Origin of the sequence: Alcanivorax profundi (assembly GCF_003597125.1) — a bacterium.
Classification (GTDB): Bacteria; Pseudomonadota; Gammaproteobacteria; order Pseudomonadales; family Alcanivoracaceae; genus Alcanivorax; species Alcanivorax profundi.
In genome coordinates, this window is sequence record NZ_QYYA01000185.1 from 1 (window position 1) to 376 (window position 376).

Sequence of the window (376 nt, forward strand, 5' to 3'; positions counted from 1 at the left end):
TTTTTGCGCCGTTCAAACTTTAAACGAATCCCAAGAGTTGGGACTTTATAAGTACCAAATATCTTTTTCCTATCTTTTAAGGTTTTTCTGTTTTCACTGTGTAAAGACATTTTCCTGCTTGAAACATTTTTTTCAACGGAATGTTGGCTTCTATGCTCTAACTGGCAGAGTGTAGCCTTTGATATTTTTTTCACAATGTCCACACTTAAACTCTTTTCACTTCCACTTAAGTTTCACTTAATCCCACAAATTATACCTTATAAATGAAGAGATTTTTGTCCTCTTTCAGGAAATGTAACCTTTAAAGCTGTGGGATTCACCAAATTTGAATTACAGCACCAACTGTCAAGGGAAGTCACTCTTACCTCTGTATTAA

At 34.6% G+C, this 376-nt stretch carries 1 protein-coding gene; it reads right to left on the minus strand.

Translation table 11 applies throughout. The features are described from left to right. A partial coding sequence (locus D4A39_RS18120) for a hypothetical protein (RefSeq protein WP_233552544.1) occupies positions 1 to 203 on the minus strand: 203 nt, incomplete at its 3' end. Positions 204 to 376 lie beyond the last annotated feature (173 nt).